Below are 22116 nucleotides of genomic sequence, written 5' to 3' on the forward strand. Positions count from 1 at the left end.
TTCATAATTATATGTTTATTTAATTTGTCTAAATTCTTTAAGTAGTGACTCGCTGTGAGACCTACTGAGGTAAAAACTGTGTTCCTATGCTTTTACCTGAAAACAGTTGTGTTAGCTTTTCTGGATATCGCCACGTTGCGACTTCGATTGGTCGTCCAAGGTCGTTAGCAGCTTCTAGTGCGGCTTGAACCTTCACGATCATGCCGTCTGTAATGACTTTACCTTCGATAAGGTCATCAGCTTGCTGCTGGTTAAGGCTTGGAATTAAGTGGCCTTTGCCATCTAGTACGCCACTTACATCAGAAAGCAGTACCAGTTCAGCATCAAGTGCACCAGCAACAGCAACCGCAGCTTGGTCAGCATTCACATTCATCAGTTGCCCTTGCTCAGTAAGACCAATTGAACTGATGATTGGCAGTGCGCCCGTATTCAGAATGGCTTGTAGAACAGTTGAATCACCCGGCTCAGCTTTGCCAACTGCGCCCAGTTCAGGGTTCAATTCGCTCACTTTGCATAAACCACCATCTGCTAGGCTCAAACCAACAGCATTAATACCGTCTTTAATCGCCTGACCTTGCAGTAATTTGTTCGCCGTGCCCGCTAGAGCGCCAGCAATAACAGGAATCTGATCATAAGGAGTAACGCGCAGACCTTCTTTCTTTACGGTCTCAAGGTTCAACTTATTCATCAAATCATCAACAAGGTAACCACCGCCGTGAACAATCACGATAGGTCGTTGTGCTTGTTGTTGGTAAGCAGAGATAGCACCAAATAACTTGCTAAGTGTTTCACCACAAGATAGCGCAGCGCCACCTAACTTTATGATTAATGGTTGATTATTAAGGCTCATATCTAGATTCCTTTACACTAACGCAGTTAATGGCGCAAAACCATAACGTAAATTTAAACACTGCATCGCTTGGCTAGATGCACCCTTCAATAAGTTATCAATCGCTGAAACAACGATGATGTGTTGACCTTGTACCTTCCAACCTAAATCGCAGAAAGGTGTCTGTTCTACATCTTGGATTCTTGGCAATGTCTCTTCGAGCAACCTTACGGCTGGCTTGCCTTGGTAAGCTTGTTCAAAGGCATCTTGTACCTGTTGTTCTGTCACGCCCTGAGCCAGCTTCATAGTGATGGTCGCTAAAATGCCGCGCTTAAAGTTTCCTAGATGCGGAGTAAAAATCACATCACATCCTAAATGTGCAGCCATTTCAGGTTGATGACGGTGGTTAAATACACCATAAGCTTGCAGGCTCACTTCACAGAAACTGTTGACCATGGTCGCCTTACGCCCTGCCCCACTGACACCACTGGTCGCGTTAATCACTGGCCACTGGTTCTCATCCAGCAACTTAGCTTCAACTAGAGGCTTAATCGCCAGTTGCGATGCCGTTGGGTAACAGCCTGCGACTGCAACAAACTGCGCTTCTTTTATTTCTTGTTCGTTCCATTCAGCTAAGCCGTAAGCCGCTTTATCTAGCCACTGTTCGTGTTGGTGTTCAAAGCCGTAAAACTCTTGGTAGAAGTTTTCACCTTTAACTCTAAAAGCACCCGATAGGTCGAATACTTGGCAATCATTCTCTAGAAAAATTGGTGCGAGGTCATGACTCACTTCATGTGCTGTCGCTAGGAAAATCACATCAGACTGTTTTGCCACTTCTTCTGGATTAGTCAGCGGCTGAACTGGCATATCAATCAAGCCCGCTAGCTTACCGTGTAGCGATGCAATAGGTTTACCTGCGTCTACACTATTGGCTGAGACATACAAACCTGATAGCGTGAGCTCAGGGTGTCTGTTTATCATTAGAGCCAGTTCTGCTCCTGTGTAGCCGCTTGCGCCAATGATCGTGGTTTTCAACATCTCAACACATCCATTTCTGAGGTAAGTTACATTTCAAAATTTGACTATTCATACTTAATTTTTAGCCTTATTTGATTTCTTATGCATTAAATATGATTTAATATGTGTTTTACCGACTTATAGTTTTCCTGTCAATAGTAGAAGTGAAGATATTATGCAATTACCGAGTTTCCTTGAGGTCTATAAAGGCCTAATTTCCACCGACTCTATTAGTTCTACGGATCCAAGCTGGGATCATGGCAACGAGAAAGTGATCGAAAAAATGGCTCAATGGTTTAAAGACCTGGGCTTTAGCGTAGAAGTCGTGGAAGTTGAGCCTGGCAAGCATAATATGATCGCTAAAATGGGCTCAGGTGAAGGCGGCTTATTATTGGCTGGGCACAGCGATACCGTTCCATTTGATGAAGGACGTTGGAATTTCGACCCTCACGCACTGACAGAACACAACAATCGCTTCTACGGATTAGGCACTGCCGACATGAAAGGTTTTTTCGCCTTTATCTATGAAGCTGTAAGAAAGATGGATTGGAGTAAACAGACCAAGCCACTATATGTATTGGCAACCTGTGATGAAGAGACCACCATGCTAGGTGCACGTCACTTCACTGAAAATGCACCGTTTAAACCGGATTACTGCATCATTGGTGAGCCAACTAGTCTAGTGCCGATTCGTGGTCATAAAGGCCATGTGGCGAATGCAGTGCGCGTAACCGGTAAATCAGGTCACTCTTCAGATCCAGCATTAGGCGTTAATGCCATCGAGATCATGCATGAAGTGCTGTTTGCTTTAATGCAGCTGCGCGACAAACTCATCAAAGAGTACCACCACCCGGGGTTCGCCATTCCAAGCCCAACACTAAACCTAGGTCATATTCATGGTGGTGACAGCGCTAACCGTATTTGTGGTTGTTGTGAGCTGCACTACGACGTACGTCCTCTGCCAGGTATCAGCTTAGACGGTTTAGATAACATGCTGCGCAGTGCGCTAAAAGAAGTAGAAGCGAAATGGCCGGGCAGAATTGAAATTACCCCCCTGCATGAACCTATCCCGGGCTACGAGTGTCAGCACGACCATCCATTTATCGGCGGCATGGAATCAGTGTGTGAAACTGAATCACAAACCGTGAATTACTGTACTGAAGCGCCTTTCCTACAAGAACTATGTCCAACCTTGGTATTAGGCCCAGGCTCGATTGACCAAGCCCACCAACCGGATGAATTCTTAAGCTTTGATTTCATCGACCCAACGATTGATATTTTAGGTAAATCAATCCGTAAATATTGTTTCTAGTTATTGCTACCTTTACGATACTTTTTTATAAAAGCCACCCGAAAAGGTGGCTTTTATTCTGTTATCCCAGCCAAAGCCTGATCTTGTAATTAAATTTCACTTTATTCCGAAGTCTTGGAAAATTTACTTCTCCCGCATTTCGAAAACTAATAATTGCAAACTTAGAATGCTTTATTTGACTAGATACAGCAGTTTTCGCTAGATTGTGTACTTAACAAGGAACAATGGATGTAATTTTTTTACGAGGCAGGATGACAATGAACGAGAAATACGCCGCTCTCAAGAGTAACGTAAGCATGCTGGGACGCTTGCTAGGTAACACAATCCAAGATGCACACGGTGACGTTATCTTAGAGAAAGTGGAAACTATCCGTAAACTTTCCAAATCCGCCCGCGCAGGCAACCAGGCTGACCGTGACAGCTTAGTTGAAGAAATCAAAAACCTGCCAAACGAACAACTGACCCCTGTTGCTCGTGCATTTAACCAATTTCTCAACCTCACTAACATGGCAGAGCAATACCACACTATCTCTCGCCACTGTGAAGAGCATGTTTGTGAACCAGACGTGCTGCAATCTCTATTTTCCAAATTAAGCCAGAACGACATCAGCAAGCTAGATGCGGCTCAAGCCGTTCGCGACCTAAACATTGAACTCGTTCTAACGGCACACCCAACAGAAATCACTCGTCGCACCATGATCAACAAGTTGGTAAAAATCAACGAGTGTCTGTCTAAATTAGAATTAAGCGACCTATCACAAAAAGAGCGCGCGAAGACCGAACGTCGCCTAGAGCAGTTGATCGCTCAAGGTTGGCACTCAGATGTGATTCGTCAGCAACGCCCTACGCCACTTGATGAAGCGAAATGGGGCTTTGCAGTAGTAGAAAACTCACTATGGGAAGCCGTTCCTGACTTCCTACGCGAAATGGATGGCCGACTAAAAGGCTACCTTGGCGAAGGCCTGCCAATTGATGCTCGCCCTGTTCACTTCTCATCTTGGATGGGCGGTGACCGCGATGGTAACCCATTCGTAACGCACACCATCACCAAAGAAGTACTGCGCCTATCTCGCTGGAAAGCGGCAGACCTTTACTTGGGTGACATTAACGAGCTGATTACCGAACTATCGATGACGAAGTGCAATGATACCGTTCGTGAACTAGCTGGTGATGAGCACGAAGCTTACCGTGCCATTCTGAAGAACCTACGTACTCTGTTGAACAACACACTAGAAGTACTCGATGCAAAGCTGCATGACACTGAAGTTCCAAAGAAAGAAACCCTACAGAACATCGACCAACTTTGGACACCACTGTACGCATGTTACCAATCGCTTCATGAATGTGGCATGGGCGTAATCGCAGACGGTTCTCTGCTTGATACCTTGCGCCGCCTAAAAGCGTTCGGTGTACATCTAGTTCGCCTCGATGTTCGTCAAGAAAGTACCCGTCACTCAGATGTACTGTCTGAACTGACTCGCTACCTAGGCATTGGCGATTACGACCAATGGAGCGAGCAAGACAAGATTGCTTTCTTAACCAATGAATTAAGCTCTAAGCGCCCGCTACTTCCTCGCGATTGGGAGCCATCTGAACAGGTTAAAGAGGTTTTAGACACCTGTAAGGTCATTGCTGCTCAACCTCGCGAAGCCTTCGGTGCTTACGTAATCTCAATGGCTCGTACTGCATCAGACGTACTGGCCGTTCATCTACTGCTACAAGAGTCTGGTTGTCCTTATCGCATGGACGTGTGTCCACTGTTCGAAACACTGGACGACTTGAACAACTCAGAAGCGGTGATGAAGCAGCTAATGAGTATCGACCTATATCGTGGCTTCATCCAAAACCATCAGATGGTGATGATCGGCTACTCAGACTCAGCAAAAGATGCTGGCGTAATGTCTGCGGGTTGGGCGCAGTATGATGCGATGGACAAGCTAGTTAAGGTTTGTGAAGAAGAAGGTATTGAGCTGACACTGTTCCACGGTCGTGGCGGTACGGTTGGTCGCGGTGGTGCGCCAGCACACGCTGCACTGCTTTCTCAGCCACCTAAGAGCTTGAAAGGCGGTTTACGTGTAACTGAGCAAGGTGAAATGATCCGCTTTAAGCTTGGCTTACCAGATGTTGCGGTAAACAGCTTCAACCTGTACGCAAGTGCAATCCTAGAAGCGAACCTTCTACCGCCACCAGAGCCAAAACAAGAGTGGCGCGACCTAATGGAGGTGCTGTCTCAAGTCTCTTGTGAGGCTTACCGTAACGTGGTTCGTGGAGAAGAGAAGTTTGTTCCTTACTTCCGTCAAGCAACACCAGAGCTAGAGCTAGGTAAACTGCCTCTAGGTTCTCGCCCAGCTAAACGTAACCCGAACGGCGGCGTAGAAAGCCTACGTGCAATCCCATGGATCTTCTCTTGGAGCCAAAACCGCTTGGTACTTCCTGCATGGTTAGGCGCAGGTGAAGCGATTCAATACTCAGTAGACCAAGGCCACCAAGCCCTACTGGAAGAAATGTGTCGTGAATGGCCATTCTTCTCTACTCGCCTGGGTATGTTGGAAATGGTGTACTCGAAGTGCAACATGGAGATCGCTAAGTACTACGACCAACGTCTTGTTGACGAAGAGCTATTGCCTCTGGGTGAGTTACTGCGTGAACAGCTGCAAAAAGACATAAAAACCGTGCTAAATGTAGAGAACAACGAGAACCTGATGCAGAGCGACCCTTGGGGGCTTGAGTCAATTCGCCTACGTAACATCTACGTAGAGCCATTGAACATGCTTCAAGCTGAGCTGTTGTACCGTACTCGTAAGAGCGAAACACCACCAGCAGAGTTAGAAGAAGCGCTAATGGTGACCATTGCAGGCATTGCTGCAGGCATGCGAAACACCGGTTAATTAGTGATTCATACCGCAAAATAGACAAAAGGTCGCCTAGTGCGACCTTTTTATTTCAAGAAAATGAACATAATGAGTTTTTTGTCAGTTTTTTGGGTTATTTTATCCATGTATTCTACTTTATGCTTATTATTTAGATATACTACTGCTCCACTGCGGAAACACTCAATAATCATAATCTGCAGTACTTTGACCAATAAACTGGTCGACCTAGGTGATAAACGGCTTTGTAAGGTGACATAACCAACCCATGAGTTGGTACAACTTAAACATAACCAATATAACGTGCCACTAGAAGCACACTTGATGTTTAAGTATTTGTTTACTGTTTACCATTTGGATTTCAGACATGTCATTACCACACGTAATTTTAACCGTTCTAAGTACACGCGACGCTACTGGTTACGATATCACAAAAGAATTCTCTGCAAGCATCGGTTACTTCTGGAAAGCTAGCCATCAACAAGTTTACCGCGAGCTAAATAAAATGGCTCAGAACGAACAGGTAACTTGCGTGCTTGAACCTCAAGAAGGCAAACCTGATCGTAAAGTTTACTCTATCACCGATGCTGGCCGTAGCGCTCTGGGTGAATGGTTTGAACAGCCAACTGCACACCCAACTGTTCGTGATGAGTTCTCAGCTAAGCTAATGGCTTGTGCTGTACAACCTTCTGACGCGTACCGTGTACAACTTTCTGAGCTTGTAGAAGAGTCTCGCAAACTGGTTTCTCACTACAAAGAAATCGAAGCAGCTTACTACGCAACGCCATCAACTCTAGACAAGCAAGCTCGCCTTGAGCGCCTAACACTTCGTCGTAACCTACTTATCCGTGAAGCATGGATTGTATGGGCTGAAGAAGTACTGCTTGAACTTGGTGCTATCGCTTAAGCTAGAAGCTAGAAGCTAGAAGCTAGAAGCTAGAAGCTAGAAGCTAGAAGCTAGAAGCTAGAAGCTAGAAAAGCAAAAGGCTTGAACTCTTAGAGTCCAAGCCTTTTTTGTATCTATAGGATTTGAATTTACAGCGATCTTTCTACTAGGGCTCAGGCTTTGCTTAAAGCGCAGCAACCTGTGGACGTACACCTAACGTATGGCACAGTGCATAAGTCATTTCTGCACGGTTTAGGGTGTAGAAGTGGAAGTCTTTTACCCCTTCACGGCTCAGAGTACGAACCATATCAATAGCTTGGCTAGCACCAACTAACTGGCGAGTCGTTGGGTCATCATCCAAGCCTTCAAATTGTTTCGCCATCCAGCCCGGTACTTTCACGTTGTTCATAGCTGCAAAGCGAGACGCTTGCTTAAAGTTAGAAACCGGTAAGATGCCCGGTACAATTTCAACATCAACGCCAGCCGCTACACAACGGTCACGGAAACGCAGGTAGCTTTCTACATCGAAGAAGAACTGGGTGATAGCTCGGTTAGCACCCGCATCGACTTTACGTTTTAGGTTGATAAGATCAGATTGAGCGCTTTTTGCTTCAGGGTGAACTTCAGGGAATGCCGCGACTGAAATATCAAAATCGTGGCGAGATTTCAGTAGCTCAACTAAGTCAGAAGCGTACATTTCTGGTGCACCACCGCCAGGGGGAATATCACCACGCAGCGCAACGATGCTCTCAATACCATTTGCCCAGTAATCGTCAGCAATTTGGATTAGCTCTTCACGGCTCGCATCAATACACGTTAGGTGCGGTGCAGCGACAAGGCCGGTTTGGTTTTTGATTTCTTTAATGATTGAGTGGGTACGGTCACGCTCACCTGAGTTTGCACCGTAGGTCACTGATACAAATTTTGGTTGTAGCGTTTTAAGACGGTGAACAGAATTCCACAGGGTCTCTTCCATCTTTTCACTGCTTGGTGGAAAAAACTCAAATGACACATTGATGTTGTCAGAAAGCTCAGCGATATTCTGATTTAAAGCGTCGATATGACTAGCGTGTGTGTATCCCATCTTACTCTCCCTGTGGCAAAAGCAACCACTAAAATCTCAAATCCTCAAACGACGTTTAGACGTCTATATGTCCACAGGATGTATTGAATACGATTTAATGTCAACAGATCCATTATGAATTTTTCTCAAGTAGATCGTGAGTAAAACTCAAGTCGTTAGATGGGTCGCAAAGCAGAAATAAGGAAGAAAAAAGGCTGAGAAACACATCGTGCTTTCAGCCTTATCTATCTTAGTGAATAGTATGCTATTTAAGTGTCATAGCAAATGATCTGAGTATTAGAACAAGCTCGACATTCGGTTCAAATCAGACTGAATTGCACCAGCCGTTACTTCACGTCCAGCACCTGGGCCACGAATAACCAATGGGTTATCTTTGTACCATTTACTCTCAATCGCAAAGATGTTGTCGCAAGGCAGCAAGTTCGCCAAAGCGTGCTCTTTCGATAACGCTTCAACACCTACCGTTGCTTTACCGTTCTTCTCTAAACGTGCGACGTAACGTAGAACCTTTTGTTGCGAATGCGCTTTCTCCAAACGCTCCGCCAGCTCTTCACTCAAAACAGAGGCTTTGTCAAAGAAGTCATCCACCGATAGGTCTTGCAACTCTTCAGGGACCAGTGATTCCACTTTTACGTTTTCAGGTTCAATATCTAAACCCGACTCACGAGCCAGAATCACCAACTTACGCATAACGTCTGAACCGTCGAGGTCGGCACGAGGGTCTGGTTCTGTTAGGCCTTGTTGCCATGCTAGATCCACCAACTCGCTGAACGGCACCGTGCCATCAAACTGCTGGAACAACCAAGACAGTGTTCCTGAGAAGATACCCGACAACGCAATAATGTCATCGCCACTTTCACGCAGGTCGCGTACCGTGTGGTTAATCGGTAAGCCCGCACCGACAGTCGCGTTGTATAACCAATGACGGCTGATCTTTGCAAATGCATCTTGTACCTGATGGTAATACTCGCTTGATGCTGAGCCAGCGACCTTGTTCGCCGAGATCAGATGAATCCCTTGCTGAGCAATCTGCAGATACTTTTCTGCAAGTGCTTGGCTCGCAGTCACATCGAGTACAACTGCTTCGTCGTACCCCTGAATAGAGCCTAAACGCTCTAGCCAGTTGTTACCATTGTTAGCAATCGCTTCATCATCAAAGCGCTCACCGACAGAGGTTGCATCAATGCCTTGGTCGTCGAACCAATAAGTTTGGCTATCAACCACAGCCACTAATTCGAAGTTCATTCCGCGGCGCTTTTCAAGTTCAGCCTTTTGCTCAGCAAACAGACTCAGCCAGCTTGAACCAATATTACCCTTACCACACAAGGCAATCGCAACACGCTTCTGAGCTTGGAATAGTTGAGAGTGAATGCCCTTCACTAGGCTTGATGTTTCGCTCTTACGAATCACCGCTACTAAGCTTAGGCCAGAGTTCGCTTCTGAGATAAACTCAACCGATGAACTCTTTAATTGCTGATAGAAACCGTAACAGTGGTTCGGGTTCTTCGTCACACCTGCACCAACGGCAGCAATCAGAGAGAAACCCTCTTTCAGCTTAATCTCAGCGTCAATTGCGTGATCTTGTAGATATTCCAGAGCACCACCGGCAATCTCTTCTGTGTAAGCAAGACGCAAACAGTGCTGATCCGGTTCTAGTTCATAAGCCAACGGCTCTAGTTGAGCACGCTTAAGCCCTTCAAGCACTTCACTTTCTAGACGGTCAAAATCGTGCCCGTGTCCAAAGGTCAGTTGCACGATAAGCACTTCATCCAGAGAAGTAATGATTTTTGCGCCGCGACCTGATGCCAAAACACGCTCAATCTGAGTTGAACCTGACTCTGGTTGATAGCTGCAACGTAAGCTAAGGTCCATCGCACTTTGCGCGACAGGCTGTAGCGTACGACTATGAAGTACAGGTGCGGCGAGACGAGCGAGCTCACTTGCTTCATCAAGGCGAAGCAGAGGCAGTAAGCACGCATCCGACACCAAGCGAGGGTCGGCACTGTATACGCCAGCTACGTCACTCCAAATCGTTACGCGATCCACTTCAGCCAAAGCGCCAATCACGGTTGCTGAATAGTCTGAGCCGTTACGACCAAGCAAGACCGTTTCACCATCGCTGTTTTGCGCCATAAAGCCGGTAATCACCACGCGGCAATGAGCATGTTGCGCTAACGCTTCTTTAATAAGAGGGTAAGAACGTGCACGATCCACCTCTGGTTGTGCACCCACTTCAGCACGCAAGAAAGCACGAGCATCTTGCGCGACGGCTTGTAAATCATGTTGGCACAACAAAGCAGCTAACAAACGTGAAGACCAAACCTCACCGTGACCTAGGACCTGTGCTTTTTGTGCTTCGCTTAGAGGGGCTGTTAGCTCACCCAAAGCGGTAAATTCTTGTTGGATAGTCGCCGTAAGCTGCTCTGCAGGTTCACCTTCAAGCAGTGCTTCAATCAGTTCAAGCTGGAACTGACGAAGGGTTTGTAGGCACTCATGAGCAATACGCCCATCTTTATCAAGCGCTTCTACAAACTCAATCAAACGGTTAGTGGTTTTGCCTGCTGCCGACACAACCACTAAGTCGGTTGCTGATGAATACTCTCTAAGAATGTTTACCACACGTAGGTAACACTCAGGGTCAGCTAAACTGCTACCACCAAATTTATGTAGCTGGCGAAAGGTTGCCATTATTAACCCTCCCCTTCAGCGATAAAGCGTTGTGTCTTTTCAAACGCCTGCTTAAGGTCATCAATCAGGTCTTCTGCATCTTCAAGGCCAACAGAAAGACGCAGTAACTGTTGAGAAACGCCCGCCTCTGCTAGCGCTTCTTCACCCATTGCACGGTGAGTCATCGACGCTGGGTGACAAATCAGGCTCTCTACACCGCCAAGTGATTCCGCTAAAGAGAACAACTCTAACTCGCCAACAAAATATTTGAGCGCCTCGAATGAACCTGCAAACTCAAAACTCAGCATTGAGCCAAAGCCTGACTGTTGCTTCTTAGCGATCTCATGACCGGGATGTTCAGGAAGGCTTGGGTGATAAATCGCACCGACAAGATCTTGCTGTTGCAACGCAGTCAGAATTTCACGCGAACTCTCTTCGTGGACACGCATACGCGCACCTAGCGTACGGATACCACGCAGCGTCATGTAGCTATCAAATGGAGTACCGGTCGCACCAATACAGTTGCCCCACCATGCTAGCTCTTCAGCGTGCTCTTCTGTCTTAGTGATCACCACACCACCAATAACGTCCGAGTGGCCGTTGATGTATTTGGTCGTTGAGTGGATAACAAAGTCAGCACCCAACTCTAAAGGCTTTTGGAACACAGGAGTCAAAAACGTGTTGTCGACAGCAACCAGCGCACCAATCTCTTTCGCTTTACGGCAGGTTTCTGCAATATCAACTACGCGAACCAACGGGTTTGATGGTGTCTCTAATAAGATCAACTTTGGCTTAAGTGCGATCGCCGCGTCCAATGCCTCTTGATCCGATTGATCAACAAACAGAACTTTGAAGTCACCTTTAAGAGAGCGAGTGTTAAACAGACGGTAAGTACCACCGTAGCAGTCATGTGGTGCAACGATCAGATCATCGCCACCTAAGAAAGCCGAAACCCATAAGTTCAGTGCCGAAGTACCACAGTTAGTAACTACCGCGCCTTTGCCCGACTCAAGCTCAAACAGTGCTGTTTCTAATAAACCGCGGTTTGGGTTACCAGAACGGGTGTAATCATACTTTGGCACTTCACCAAAAGCGGGAAACCCATAGTTAGTCGAAAGATAAATTGGTGGGACAACGGCATGGTGTTGCGTGTCTGACTCGATACCAGTACGTACTGCGATTGTTGCTGGCTTCCGGCTGCTCATAGGTGCTTCCTTACAAGTTTGCGTCTGAGAGTCACAGCTGCTTGTCGGCATTTTGCGGCTGTGTTAGATATATGTTATTCACTTTACTTTCATAAACGTGAGACGTCAACACTTCTAGACGTCTATATGTCTTTGCTTATGGCGGTAAATCCCGCTAAAATCACCACTATTAATTTAATCTAACAACTAAAGTGATGAAGGTACGCAATGGCCGACTGGAATGGTGAATACATAAGCCCATATGCTGAGCATGGAAAGAAAAGCGAACAAGTAAAGAAGATTACAGTTTCTATCCCTTTAAAAGTGCTAAAGGTTCTTACTGACGAGCGTACTCGCCGCCAGATCAACAACCTTCGCCATGCAACAAACAGTGAGCTACTGTGCGAAGCCTTTCTACATGCGTACACAGGCCAACCACTGCCAACGGATGAAGACCTTCGTAAAGACCGCCCAGATGATATTCCTGCAGAAGTGAAAAAGCTGATGACAGAGATGGGTATCGAGTTCGAAGCGTTTGACGAAGAATAACAATAACTCAGTCACTGCCTTCAATATTGAGTCGCTTTAGCTGAATGTTCACATTACTGATTCGTATTTTCAGTGTTCTGTGAATAAGAGACATAAAAAAACCGACTCCAGATGAGTCGGTTTTTTATTATTTTGTTTAGCTTCTATGCCATGTAGTTAGCAGGCATCTCAATACGTGCAACGCCAGATTCAACCGCCGCTTCTGCTACTGCTTTCGCTACGCGAGGAAGTAGACGTGGGTCCATAGGCTTAGGAATGATGTAACCCTTACCGAACTCAAGTGACGTCTCACCCGCTGCTTTTAGTACTTCCGCTGGTACTTCTTCTTTCGCTAGGTCACGAATCGCTTTTACTGCCGCTAGCTTCATTTCGTCATTGATTTCGCTTGCACGTACATCAAGTGCACCACGGAAAATGAATGGGAAACAAAGTACGTTGTTTACTTGGTTAGGGTAATCACTGCGACCCGTCCCCATAATAAGGTCAGAACGAACTTCGTGAGCAAGCTCTGGCTTGATCTCTGGATCTGGGTTTGAACATGCAAACACAACTGGCTTATCAGCCATCAGCGTTAGTGCTTCTGCTGGAAGCAGGTTAGGACCTGATACGCCCAAGAATAGGTCAGCACCTTCGATAACATCTTCAAGCGTGCGCTTATCTGTGTTGTTTGCGAACAGCTCTTTGTATTCGTTCAGATCATCACGACGAGTGTGGATCACACCTTTACGGTCTAGCATGTAAATCTTCTCACGCTGAGCGCCACACTTAATCAGTAGCTCCATACAAGCAACCGCTGCTGCACCAGCACCTAGACAAACGATCTTACACTCTTCAAGCTTCTTACCTTGAAGTTCGATCGCGTTCAGCATACCTGCTGCTGTTACGATCGCAGTCCCGTGTTGGTCATCGTGGAATACTGGTACATCACAACGCTCAATCAGGCGACGTTCAATCTCAAAACAGTCTGGTGCTTTGATGTCTTCTAGGTTAATACCGCCGAATGTATCTGCGATATTCGCAACCGTATCGACAAACTCATCGATTGTGCGGTGTTTTACTTCAATATCGATAGAATCTAAACCAGCGAAACGCTTAAACAGTAGCGCTTTACCTTCCATTACTGGTTTAGAAGCAATTGGACCAAGGTTACCTAGGCCAAGAATCGCTGTACCGTTAGAGATAACTGCAACCATGTTGCCTTTACCTGTGTACTTGTAAACGTTATCTACGTTCTGTGCGATCTCACGAACTGGCTCAGCCACGCCTGGGCTGTAAGCAAGTGCTAGGTCTTCTGCAGAGTTTGCAGGCTTCGTCAGCTCAATGGCAATTTTGCCTGGAACTGGGAACTCATGATAATCAAGAGCTTGCTGACGGAATTGTTCTTGAGGTGATAATTCTTGAGAGGATTGGTCTTGGCGGCTGTCTTCAGACATAGGTGTAGGTTCCTAGGATATTATTATTAGGGGGATCTTGTTCATGTTAATGGATGTACTTCAAAGTTCCTAGGTGGTAAAGGCCTCTGTCTCATTAAAAAACGAGATTTCACTACTAATAAGACCAGTGAGCAGTTGAAATTACTATCGCTTGTTGAACTTTCGAGCGGATTTGCAGTGATGAGTCATAAGCGAAGAATTACCCTTCAATATTGAGGTAAGCCGCTTAGTGCAGGAGAGAATAAAAGCTTGAGGTGAAAGTTGATGTTTTCTCGAATTTCAGGCAACAAAAAAGGACACCGAAGTGTCCTTTTTATGTCTAAATAGCGAGAATTACTTCTTGCTAGAAAGAGCACCGAAACGCTTGTTGAAGCGATCAACACGGCCGCCTGTATCTACGATACGTTGCTTACCAGTGTAGAACGGGTGACATTTGTCACATACGTCTAGGTGGATTGATTCTTTTGCTAGCGTTGAGTTGAACTCAAAAGTGTTGCCGCAAGAACAAGTAGCAGTAACTGCTTTGTATTCTGGGTGGATTCCAGCTTTCATGGGATAACCTCAAGTAGGCCGTGTCGCTATACGATTCTAAGCCGCACACCACACGTAGTTTAAAAAAGAAATAAAGACACCGCTCATCACTAAAGCGCGACGAAGCCATACCTTTAAGGCGCAGTATAGTAATGAATCTGTGAAGTAGGATCAACTGATTTGATACATTTTTCGCCAATATCGGCGTTATTTCCTTTGCTGGCTGTGATTCTTGGCTTGGCCCCAACCTCACCCGCTTCTCTGCCACATCACATTCAAACTGCTTCTCGAATTTAACCGCCTTATCCTTTAGACTGTTCGCTCTCGTCAATTCAGATAAAGCCGTCCCTTTATGCGTCCAATGATTGCCCGTGTGGCGCTGCCTGTCCCACTCGACAAGCAGTTCGATTACAAGATTCCAAGCCACCTATTTCCGATTATTGGTGGTCGAGTCTCTGTGCCTTTTGGACGACAAACCTTAACTGGGATTGTCACGGCTCTGGTTAACGAATCAGAATTCGAACTAGACAAGCTCAAACCAATTAAAGCATTGCTAGATAACCAGCCCGTTTGGCCGGACTCTGTCTACTCACTGTTAACCTGGTGCAGTCAGTTCTATCAGTACCCACTTGGCGAAACCTTTGCCAATGCCCTGCCCAGCGCTTTACGCAAAGGCAAAGCGGCAGACTTCGCAACTTTGGTTGAGTGGCAGCTAACGCCGTCAGGCAGAGATCAGTTAATGCAAGGCTTTGGTCGCGCGGTCAAGCAAGCCAAAGTCATGCACATGTTGGAGCACGGTGCTGTTCCTCATCAAGAGTTCATCGACCAAGAGGTAGGCAGCGCTGTTCTCAAAACACTGGAAGAGAAAGGTTGGATTGAATCGGTTGAGAAAAAGCCGAAACGACAGCCGTGGCCAGCCGACCTCGAAAACGACCAAGACAAACCTAAGCTCAACGAAGAGCAAGCCATCGCCATTGCAACGGTAAATAGTCAAAACAGCTTTGGTTGCTTCCTGTTAGAAGGTGTAACGGGTTCAGGCAAGACTGAGGTCTACCTCAATATGATTAAGCCAATTCTCGACCAAGGTAAACAAGCGTTAGTGCTAGTGCCTGAGATTGGCCTAACACCACAAACCATTAACCGCTTTAAGCGACGCTTTAACGTGCCTGTTGAGGTTATCCACTCAGGCCTAAACGATTCAGAGCGCCTGAATGCGTGGTTATCGGCTCGCGATAAAATTGCCGGCATTGTGATTGGTACTCGTTCAGCTCTGTTCACACCGTTTGCGGATCTGGGCATTATTATTGTCGATGAAGAACACGACGCCTCTTATAAGCAGCAAGATAGCCTGCGCTACCATGCTCGTGATGTGGCGATCATGCGTGCACACAAAGCGCAGATTCCAGTGGTATTAGGCTCTGCAACCCCTGCTTTCGAAACACTGCACAACGCGCAAATCGGTAAGTACAGCCACCTGACTCTGACCTCACGTGCCGGTGTCGCACTACCCACCACCAATAAAGTGTTGGATGTGAAAGGTGAATACCTAGAAAGTGGCTTGTCTGCATCATTGATCGCTGAGATGCAACGACACCTGAAATCTGGCAACCAAGTGATGCTGTTCCTCAACCGCCGGGGGTTTTCTCCGGCATTGATGTGTCACGATTGTGGTTGGACAGCCGAGTGTAAGCGCTGTGATGCCTACTACACCTATCACCAATACAGCAACGAGATGCGCTGCCACCATTGTGGCTCACAACAACATATTGTGCATAACTGCCAAGGCTGTGGATCAGCAAACTTGGTAACGGTCGGTGTAGGTACCGAACAATTGGAAGCGCAGCTTGGTCAGTTATTCCCCGAATACAAAACCATTCGTATTGACCGCGACAGCACTCGCCGTAAAGGCAGCCTAGAAAGCGCACTCGAATCGATTCGCAAAGGTGAATACCAGATTCTTATCGGCACCCAGATGTTAGCTAAAGGCCACCACTTCCCTGACGTGACACTCGTGGCGTTATTGGATGTCGATGGCTCTTTATACAGCAGTGACTTTCGAGCCTCTGAGCGCCTTGCTCAGCTATTTATTCAAGTGGCAGGGCGTGCAGGGCGTGCGAGTAAGCCTGGTGAGGTGATCTTACAAACCCATCACCCAGAGCACGGATTACTGCAAGCACTGCTGCACAAAGACTACAACCACTTTGCTCAAACGGCCTTAGCAGAGCGTAAACAAGCGATGTTGCCGCCTTATACCTTTATGACGCTGTTCAGAGCAGAAGCGAACGACACTCGCTTGGTGGAAGAGTTCTTACGTCAGGTTCGTCATACACTGGAGTCACACCCACTGTTTGACCAGTATTGCATGGTGTTAGGGCCAACCCCTGCGCCACTGGCGAAGCGAGCGGGTAAATCTCGCTGGCAATTGATTTTACAAACACAGACTCGCTCACTTATGCAGAAGCTATTAATGAGTGCGAAGCCGGCAATTAATATGTTACCTGCCGCGAAAAAAGTTCGTTGGTCGCTCGATATAGAGCCGCAAGACTTGAGCTAAACCCCTTCGGGTTAAAACTAATGATAAGTTTGTTCACAAATATTTCATATTTCTCGTGAGCAAGTTCACACGAGTCATGTGATTTTTGTTAATCTAGCCGTAACTTTACGCAGATGAAACGAATAAAATATTGCAATAAAAAAAGTGTTAGCAACACTTTCATAATATCTATTCGATTACATTTATTATTCACGCCTTAGATACTTAGGCAGCAAAGGAACTTAAAAGAGGGTTTAATTTATGGCGACAATGAAGGATGTTGCCCAGCTAGCAGGCGTCTCAACGGCTACCGTATCACGAGCTTTGATGAATCCTGAGAAAGTCTCAGTTTCGACTCGCAAACGAGTGGAAACAGCCGTACTTGAAGCTGGATACTCACCCAATACATTAGCTAGAAATTTACGTCGCAACGAATCAAAAACCATCATTACTATCGTTCCTGATATCTGTGACCCGTATTTCGCAGAAATCATTCGTGGTATCGAAGATGCTGCTGTCGAAAATGATTACCTCGTTCTGCTGGGTGACAGCGGCCAACAGAAAAAACGTGAGTCTTCGTTTGTTAATCTCGTCTTCACCAAACAAGCAGATGGCATGCTACTACTAGGCACCGATCACCCGTTTGATGTCAGCAAGTCTGAGCAAAAGAACCTACCTCCTATGGTAATGGCGTGTGAGTTCGCACCAGAGCTTGAACTTCCTACGGTACACATCGATAACCTGACCTCTGCATTCGAAGCCGTGAACTACCTTGCTCAATTGGGTCATAAGCGTATCGCTCAAATCTCAGGCCCAATGTCAGCAACCCTATGTAAGTTCCGTCAGCAAGGTTACCAACAAGCGCTGCGTCGTGCTGGCGTGTCAATGAACCCAGCCTACAGCACCATCGGTGATTTTACCTTCGAAGCGGGTGCTCAAGCGGTTCGTCAACTGTTAGCGCTACCAGAGCAGCCAACCGCTATTTTCTGTCACAACGATGCGATGGCAATTGGTGCGATTCAAGAAGCGAAGAAACTCGGTTTACGAGTGCCTCAAGATTTATCTGTTGTTGGCTTTGATGATATTCAATTCGCTCAGTACTGCGATCCACCGCTAACCACCATTTCTCAACCTCGTTATGAGATTGGACGCCAAGCGATGTTGATGATGCTAGACCTACTAAAAGGCAACGATGTGCAAGCAGGTTCGCGTCTGCTAGAAGCCAGCCTAGTGGTTCGAGGTAGTACTGCACCACCTCGAATGTAAGTCTTCGAAATACCCATATAAATCTGCGGCACATTTTGATGTGCCGCTTCCATTTCTACACTATTATCCTCGCGCAATCTGGATTACCATGAGAGCAGAATTACCAACTACTGAATTGTCTTGTGGCTAATAGAGATTATGTGAAGCGTGGTCGTGGCACGAAAAAACCGACCAAAAAACAAGCCCCTCGCCGTAAACCATGGCGTAGTGGTCTTTTGGCGATCCTCCTTGTTGGCGGGTTTGGTTACGGACTTTACCTATTGAGTAATGACCCAGAGCCACCAGCACCGGCTCCAGTAGTGAGCAAACCAAAGCCTAAGCCAAAACCAGCTAAAGTAATTCCGCCGCCTCCAGAAGAGAAGTGGGACTACGTTGAAACGCTGCCAAGTCGCGAAATTGAAGTGAAAGCCAAAGAGCAAGAGGTCTCGAAGATCCCTTACATCATGCAATGTGGCGCCTACAAAACTTCAGCTCAGGCAGAAGCACGTAAGTTGGATATCGCCTTCCAAGGTATCTCGAGTGAAATCCGTAAGAAAGATGGCAGCAGCTGGTACCGCGTGGTACTAGGACCATACAAACTTAAGCGTGATGCAGAGCGAGACCGCCACAAGCTGCAGCGTGCTAAAATCGAGCCTTGCGCAATCTGGAAAGACACCGAGTAATTCCAGTCAAGCAGTCGCAAAAAAGACAAATAACGAAAGCCTCCCATTGTGGAGGCTTTCTTTTATTCAACGCTTTTTCTATCTTCTCGTAAACTTACATCGATAAGTTGCGCGACATCACTTGTGATTCCTTGAATTATCCGAGCACCATCCTCATATACTTTTTATACCCAAAGATAAGAACATTAAGAGGCCCTACTCGTGACTACCATTGTATCTGTACGTCGTAATAATAAAGTCGTCATCGCGGGTGATGGACAAGTATCTCTAGGCAACACTGTAATGAAGGGCAATGCCCGTAAAGTGCGTCGCCTATACAATGACAAAGTACTGGCTGGTTTTGCTGGCGGTACCGCTGATGCTTTCACGCTATTCGAAAAATTTGAAAGCAAACTGCAAATGCACCAAGGCCACCTGACCAAAGCTGCCGTTGAGCTAGCGAAGGATTGGCGTAGTGACCGTGCTCTACGTAAATTAGAAGCACTACTAGCGGTAGCTGACGAAACCGCTTCACTGATCATCACAGGTAACGGTGATGTTGTTCAACCAGAGAACGACCTAATCGCTATCGGTTCAGGCGGTAACTTCGCTCAAGCAGCGGCTACGGCACTATTAGAAAATACTGATTTAGATGCACGTGAAATCGCAGAAAAGTCGCTGAATATTGCTGGCGATATCTGTGTGTTCACCAACCATCACCACACTGTTGAAGAGCTAGAAAGCACTGTTGAGCTGCCAAAGCCAGAATAACAAACGCTTCTACCCAAAACTTGTATCAACAGTGATTAAAGAATTAAGGAAAAACCATGTCTGAGATGACTCCTCGCGAAATTGTTCACGAACTCAATCGCCACATTATCGGCCAAGACAACGCTAAGCGTTCAGTGGCTATCGCACTACGTAACCGCTGGCGTCGTATGCAGCTTGAAGAGAGCTTGCGTGTTGAAGTATCACCGAAGAACATCCTGATGATCGGCCCAACTGGTGTTGGTAAAACAGAGATTGCTCGCCGCCTAGCGAAGCTAGCAAACGCACCGTTCATCAAAGTAGAAGCAACTAAGTTCACTGAAGTTGGCTACGTTGGTAAAGAAGTTGAGACCATCATCCGCGACCTAACGGATGTTGCGATCAAGATGACGCACCAACAAGCGATGGAAAAAGTAAAATACCGCGCTGAAGAACAAGCTGAAGAGCGCATCCTTGACGCCCTTCTGCCACCAGCACGCGATGCTTGGGGTCAGAACGAGCAATCAAGCGAAGATTCTACTTCTTCAAACACTCGCCAAATTTTCCGCAAGAAACTGCGTGAAGGTAAGCTAGACGACAAAGAGATCGAAGTCGATGTAGCAGCACCACAAATGGGCGTTGAAATCATGTCACCTCCAGGTATGGAAGAGATGACGAACCAGCTACAAGGCATGTTCCAAAACCTAGCTGGCGACACCAAGAAAAAGCGTAAGATGAAAATCAAAGACGCATTCAAAGCCCTAACTGAAGAAGAAGCCGCTAAGCTTGTGAACCAGGAAGAGCTGAAAGAGAACGCGATCTTCAACGCTGAAAACAACGGTATCGTATTCATCGATGAGATCGACAAAATCTGTAAGCGTGGTGACAGCTCAGGCCCAGACGTATCTCGTGAAGGTGTTCAACGTGATCTACTACCGCTTATCGAGGGCAGCACAGTATCGACTAAGCACGGTATGGTGAAAACGGACCACATCCTATTCATCACATCAGGTGCATTCCAAGTGGCTAAGCCATCAGACCTGATCCCAGAACTGCAAGGTCGTCTACCAATTCGTGTAGAACTTGAAGCGCTTTCAGCGAATGACTTCAAACGCATTCTAACTGAGCCAAAAGCATCTCTGACAGAGCAATACATTGCCCTAATGAAGACGGAAGATGTGAACATTGAGTTTACTGAAGACGGCATCAACCAGATCGCTGATGCAGCATGGCGCGTAAACGAAACCACTGAGAACATCGGTGCACGTCGTCTACACACTGTGATGGAGCGTTTGATGGATGAGATTTCATTCGATGCAACAGACAAAGCTGGCAGCACGCTAGTGATCGATGAAGCTTACGTGAACTCGAAGCTTGGTGAATTCGTTGAAGACGAAGACCTAAGCCGCTTCATCCTGTAGCACACGAAACTCCAACTTATTGCTCTATCTCAAAGAAATAGCAGCTAATAAGCGAATTCAAGGCCCACTTTCGAGTGGGCTTTTTATTACCTGAAAAATGGGCGTATACTCAAATCACCGCATGAAACCAATACTTACAATATAGGCGCCCTGCTAATCATGGTGTCCTTACAACGAAATAGACTTACGATGAAACAATCTCTTATGATTTGGCTTGATGCCGCACGACCAAAAACTCTGCCTCTCGCACTCGTCTCTATTCTTACAGGAAGTAGTTTAGCGTTCGCCAACGGTCAGTTCTCTTTATCGATCGCTCTGTTGGCCTTTTTAACCGCCACCCTATTACAGATTTTGTCGAACCTGGCGAATGACTACGGTGATGCAGTAAAAGGTACAGACAACGAAAACCGCTTAGGTCCAATGCGCGCCATGCAATCTGGTGCGGTGACGGCTCAAACCATGAAGCAAGCAATCATCCTCAACATCGTGTTTACCATGATTGCTGGACTGATTTTGATTTTCCATGCCTTAACCTCAATTGAAAGTATTCTGTCTTTCATCGCATTAGGCGTATTAGCCATTGTTGCTGCTATCGCTTACACCGTGGGTAATAAGCCTTATGGTTATATCGGCCTTGGCGACTTATCGGTATTTATCTTCTTTGGCTTATTAGGCGTTTCAGGTACTTACTTCCTACACACAGGTCATGTTGAACCAAGCCTCTTCCTTCCTGCATTAGGTTGTGGATTGATGGCGGTTGCAGTACTCAATATCAACAACATGCGTGATATCGAAAACGACAGTGAATGTGGTAAACGCACCATGGCGGTTCGCTTGGGGCAACGTAAAGCTAAGCAATACCATTTTGCTCTGCTTGGTTGTGCACTTGTCTCTTTCGCGATTTACCTACTGATTCAAGAAAAACCCGTTTGGATCAGCCTGCCGTTTTTACTCAGTATTATTATTGTCTACAAACATGGTAAAGCGGTTTGGGAAACAGAAAAACCCGCTCAAATTGCACCTATGATGCCTGTTATCGTGAAATGCTCGCTGGTCACTAACCTATTGTTTGCAGGGGTTGTCGTAGCTCAAACTCTATTGAGTTAATTGAGACTAATCATTGCAAAGGGATCAAGCACCGATATA

Annotated in this window: 17 protein-coding genes; 10 read left to right on the forward strand and 7 right to left on the reverse strand. The window is 46.4% G+C overall.

Annotated features, from left to right (window positions below):
* Nucleotides 1–61: 61 nt before the first annotated feature.
* Both argB and argC read right to left on the reverse strand, forming a co-directional pair.
* Complete coding sequence (gene argB, locus L1D55_RS07650) at nucleotides 62–850, reverse strand: acetylglutamate kinase (RefSeq protein WP_239917038.1); 789 nt, start codon at nucleotides 848–850, stop codon at nucleotides 62–64.
* Between the two features lie 12 nt (nucleotides 851–862).
* Nucleotides 863–1867, reverse strand: coding sequence for an N-acetyl-gamma-glutamyl-phosphate reductase (gene argC, locus L1D55_RS07655; RefSeq protein WP_239917039.1), 1005 nt, complete (start codon nucleotides 1865–1867; stop codon nucleotides 863–865).
* A 154-nt stretch (nucleotides 1868–2021) separates the two neighbouring features.
* Between argC and argE the strand changes: the two genes are divergently transcribed.
* The 3 genes from argE (at nucleotide 2022) to L1D55_RS07670 (ending at nucleotide 6935) form a co-directional block, all read left to right on the forward strand.
* Nucleotides 2022–3158 (forward strand): acetylornithine deacetylase, encoded by a 1137-nt coding sequence (argE, locus tag L1D55_RS07660; protein WP_239917040.1) that lies wholly within the window; start codon nucleotides 2022–2024, stop codon nucleotides 3156–3158.
* Nucleotides 3159–3409: 251 nt separating this feature from the next.
* Entirely contained in the window at nucleotides 3410–6046 is a 2637-nt protein-coding gene (ppc, locus tag L1D55_RS07665; RefSeq protein WP_239917041.1) for a phosphoenolpyruvate carboxylase, read from the forward strand.
* 349 nt (nucleotides 6047–6395) lie between these two features.
* Complete coding sequence (locus L1D55_RS07670; RefSeq protein WP_102423077.1) at nucleotides 6396–6935, forward strand: PadR family transcriptional regulator; 540 nt, start codon at nucleotides 6396–6398, stop codon at nucleotides 6933–6935.
* Nucleotides 6936–7098: 163 nt separating this feature from the next.
* Here the strand turns inward: L1D55_RS07670 and metF are convergent, their stop codons facing one another.
* From metF to L1D55_RS07685, 3 genes are all read right to left on the reverse strand, one after another.
* Complete coding sequence (metF, locus tag L1D55_RS07675; protein WP_004737146.1) at nucleotides 7099–7998, reverse strand: methylenetetrahydrofolate reductase; 900 nt, start codon at nucleotides 7996–7998, stop codon at nucleotides 7099–7101.
* A 276-nt stretch (nucleotides 7999–8274) separates the two neighbouring features.
* The gene (locus tag L1D55_RS07680; protein ID WP_239917042.1) at nucleotides 8275–10686 is read right to left on the reverse strand and encodes a bifunctional aspartate kinase/homoserine dehydrogenase II; all 2412 of its coding nucleotides are present in this window, start codon (nucleotides 10684–10686) and stop codon (nucleotides 8275–8277) included.
* A gap of 2 nt (nucleotides 10687–10688) precedes the next feature.
* A complete protein-coding gene (locus tag L1D55_RS07685; RefSeq protein ID WP_239917043.1) occupies nucleotides 10689–11870 on the reverse strand; it encodes an O-succinylhomoserine (thiol)-lyase in 1182 nt (393 codons plus the stop codon).
* A gap of 207 nt (nucleotides 11871–12077) precedes the next feature.
* Between L1D55_RS07685 and metJ the strand changes: the two genes are divergently transcribed.
* The gene (gene metJ, locus L1D55_RS07690; RefSeq protein ID WP_004415993.1) at nucleotides 12078–12398 is read left to right on the forward strand and encodes a met regulon transcriptional regulator MetJ; all 321 of its coding nucleotides are present in this window, start codon (nucleotides 12078–12080) and stop codon (nucleotides 12396–12398) included.
* 143 nt (nucleotides 12399–12541) lie between these two features.
* Here metJ and L1D55_RS07695 read toward each other — a convergent pair whose 3' ends face one another.
* The gene (locus L1D55_RS07695) at nucleotides 12542–13831 is read right to left on the reverse strand and encodes a malic enzyme-like NAD(P)-binding protein (protein ID WP_239917044.1); all 1290 of its coding nucleotides are present in this window, start codon (nucleotides 13829–13831) and stop codon (nucleotides 12542–12544) included.
* Between the two features lie 333 nt (nucleotides 13832–14164).
* Nucleotides 14165–14383, reverse strand: a complete 219-nt coding sequence (gene rpmE / locus L1D55_RS07700; protein WP_004737142.1) for a 50S ribosomal protein L31 — start codon at nucleotides 14381–14383, stop codon at nucleotides 14165–14167.
* Between the two features lie 331 nt (nucleotides 14384–14714).
* Between rpmE and priA the strand changes: the two genes are divergently transcribed.
* The 6 genes from priA to L1D55_RS07730 all read left to right on the forward strand — a co-directional run bounded on the left by priA (nucleotide 14715) and on the right by L1D55_RS07730 (nucleotide 22077).
* Nucleotides 14715–16916 carry a primosomal protein N' gene (gene priA, locus L1D55_RS07705; RefSeq protein ID WP_102424370.1) on the forward strand — a complete coding sequence of 734 codons (2202 nt, stop codon included), beginning with the start codon at nucleotides 14715–14717 and terminating at the stop codon, nucleotides 16914–16916.
* 240 nt (nucleotides 16917–17156) lie between these two features.
* Nucleotides 17157–18161, forward strand: a complete 1005-nt coding sequence (gene cytR / locus L1D55_RS07710; protein ID WP_004737140.1) for a DNA-binding transcriptional regulator CytR — start codon at nucleotides 17157–17159, stop codon at nucleotides 18159–18161.
* A 122-nt stretch (nucleotides 18162–18283) separates the two neighbouring features.
* Entirely contained in the window at nucleotides 18284–18823 is a 540-nt protein-coding gene (ftsN, locus tag L1D55_RS07715; RefSeq protein ID WP_032553972.1) for a cell division protein FtsN, read from the forward strand.
* A gap of 201 nt (nucleotides 18824–19024) precedes the next feature.
* Nucleotides 19025–19573 carry an ATP-dependent protease subunit HslV gene (gene hslV / locus L1D55_RS07720; RefSeq protein ID WP_004737138.1) on the forward strand — a complete coding sequence of 183 codons (549 nt, stop codon included), beginning with the start codon at nucleotides 19025–19027 and terminating at the stop codon, nucleotides 19571–19573.
* A gap of 56 nt (nucleotides 19574–19629) precedes the next feature.
* The gene (hslU, locus tag L1D55_RS07725; protein ID WP_004737137.1) at nucleotides 19630–20970 is read left to right on the forward strand and encodes an HslU--HslV peptidase ATPase subunit; all 1341 of its coding nucleotides are present in this window, start codon (nucleotides 19630–19632) and stop codon (nucleotides 20968–20970) included.
* Between the two features lie 189 nt (nucleotides 20971–21159).
* Nucleotides 21160–22077, forward strand: a complete 918-nt coding sequence (locus tag L1D55_RS07730) for a 1,4-dihydroxy-2-naphthoate polyprenyltransferase (protein WP_102424373.1) — start codon at nucleotides 21160–21162, stop codon at nucleotides 22075–22077.
* The last annotated feature ends 39 nt before the right edge of the window (nucleotides 22078–22116 follow it).

Origin of the sequence: Vibrio sp. Isolate22 (assembly GCF_022398115.1) — a bacterium.
Classification (GTDB): Bacteria; Pseudomonadota; Gammaproteobacteria; order Enterobacterales; family Vibrionaceae; genus Vibrio.